This window comes from Microbacterium sp. (assembly GCF_049661145.1).
Lineage (GTDB): Bacteria > Actinomycetota > Actinomycetes > Actinomycetales > Microbacteriaceae > Microbacterium.
The window spans coordinates 1-2,083 of record NZ_JBASZT010000425.1 but is presented as its reverse complement, the minus strand read 5'-3'; the positions used below and the strand labels follow the sequence as shown (position 1 = coordinate 2,083).

The 2,083-nt window shown below is 69.6% G+C and carries 2 protein-coding genes; one reads left to right on the top strand and one right to left on the bottom strand.

All coding sequences use genetic code 11. The features are described from left to right. On the bottom strand, positions 1–1,062 hold a 1,062-nt coding region (locus WBP48_RS17565), incomplete at its 3' end, for an MMPL family transporter (RefSeq protein ID WP_424442027.1). A 140-nt stretch (positions 1,063–1,202) separates the two neighbouring features. Between WBP48_RS17565 and WBP48_RS17560 the strand changes: the two genes are divergently transcribed. Continuing rightward, positions 1,203–1,841, top strand: a complete 639-nt coding sequence (locus WBP48_RS17560; protein WP_424442026.1) for a TetR/AcrR family transcriptional regulator — start codon at positions 1,203–1,205, stop codon at positions 1,839–1,841. Positions 1,842–2,083: the final 242 nt, after the last annotated feature.

Sequence of the window (2,083 nt, the reverse complement as noted above, 5' to 3'; positions counted from 1 at the left end):
GTGCGGGCGGGTGGTGCGTTGCCGCCGCGCACGCCGCGGCCATCCCGCGACGCGCTCCTTCGCGAACCCCAGCAGTGCGGGGGTGAGGGTGACCGCGACGATGACCGCGATCGCGACCGCGACCGAGGCGGCGATGCCCATCGTCGTCAGGAACGGGATGCCGGCGAAGCTCAGGCCGATGAGCGCGATGAGCACCGTGATGCCCGCGAACAGCACGGCCGACCCGGCTGTGCCGGTGGCGCGCGCCGCCGACTCCTCGGGGTCGATCCCGGCGCGCACCTGATCCTGATGTCTTGCGACGATGAACAGGGCGTAGTCGATGCCGACCGCGAGCCCCAGCATGATCGCGAGCATCGGCGTCGTGGAAGAGATCGTTGCGAACGCGGTCGAGACGTAGATGAGCGCGATCGCGAGGCCCACGCCGACGAGAGCGCTCGCGAGCGGGAACCAGGCGACGGCGATCGATCGGAAGGTCACGATGAGCACGAACAGGGCGATGAGGATGCCGACGGCTTCCGTGATCGACAGGGCGGGGACCGACGTCGAGAACAGGTCGCCGCCCATGGCCACCTCGGATCCGGCGGGCATGGCGTCGCGGATGTCGGCGGCGATCGCGTTCAGGTCGGTGAGCGTGCTGTCCGGCACGTCGGTGGCCTGGCCGTCGAACTGCATGCGGACGATGGCGGCCTGCTCGTCGTCGGAGACCATGCCCGACACCAGTTCGTCGAAGGGGTCCGTGACGGCGAGGACGCCGTCGAGGTCCCCGAGCTCCGTGACGGCGTCGCCGATGAGGGTCGAGATGGGCTCGGCATCCACCCGCTGTCCTGCGGGAGCCACGACGACGAGCTGCGCGCTCGTGCCGCTGGCCTGCGGGAAGGTGCGGTCGAGCAGCAGGATGCCCTCCTGCGCCTCGGTGCCCGGGATCGCGAAGGTGTTGTCGGTGCCCTTCATGAAAAGGGCGGCGCCGCCGCCCGCGAGAGCGAGCAGGAGCAGCCACGACACGAGCACGCGCCACGGGTGGCGGTAGGACCAGCGGCCGAGCGAGTACAGAAGTGTGGACACGAGCGCTCCGGTTCGGAAGTTCAGAAGGATCGGGAGACTTCGATACAGCACTGTATCCGATACATAGATGTATCCTAGAAGCAACCCCTCCCGCAAGGCTGGGGAGTGGGTGTGAAACCGAGCGCGCAAAGGAGGACCTCGTGGCCGACGTCTCGACCCGCCCCGTGAGCGATCCGCCTCCGGCCAGCGAACGCAGGGCCCGCACGCGCGCGCGCCTGCTGGATGCCGCGCACGAGGTGTTCGGCGAGGTCGGGATGGACGCGGCATCCGTTGAGATGATCTGCGAACGTGCCGGGTTCACGCGCGGCGCCTTCTACTCCAACTTCGAGTCGAAGGACGAGTTGTTCCTGGCGCTCATCACGCAATTGGCCGAGGCGAAGCTCGACGAGGTGGCCGTGCGCGTGAAAGGTCTCGAGCCTGATGCGCCGTCCGACCCGTCCGCGCTCGTGCGGCGGGTGGTCGGCGCATCGCTCGGGGAGCGGATGGAACCTCAGCTCATCAGCGAGATCCGCACGCAGGCACTGCGCGATCCGCGGCTGGCCGAGGCGTATCTCACGTGGCAGCACGCGTTGCGCATACGAGTCGAGGGCATCATCCGGGACGTCGTGGAGATGCTGGGCCTGCGGCTGCGGTTGCCGATCGACGAGGCGGCGCAGCTGCTGCTCGACGTCTCCGACGACACGTGTACGCGCGCGACCCTCGAGGGGCGTCCCCTGAGCGAGGTCGCGGCGCTGCTGAACGCCCGCATCGAGCGCCTCGTCACCGTCCTCGTCGAGTAGCCGCCGGGGCTGTCGAGTACGTGTCGCGGGGTGCGGGCTACGGAATGCTCGCTTCAGGACAAGAGCGGGACCCCGCCGCTTCGCGGCACCCCGATCGTCCTTCCGCGAGCATCCCTCCGCCCTCGATTTCGCCGCCGTCGAGGAGGGCGTGGCAGCGTTCCAGGCGCGCGAGCCACCACTCGCGGCGGTCGGCGGGTGCGGCGTGCCGGTCCAGCAGCGCCGAATCCGGGGCTACGCGCCGC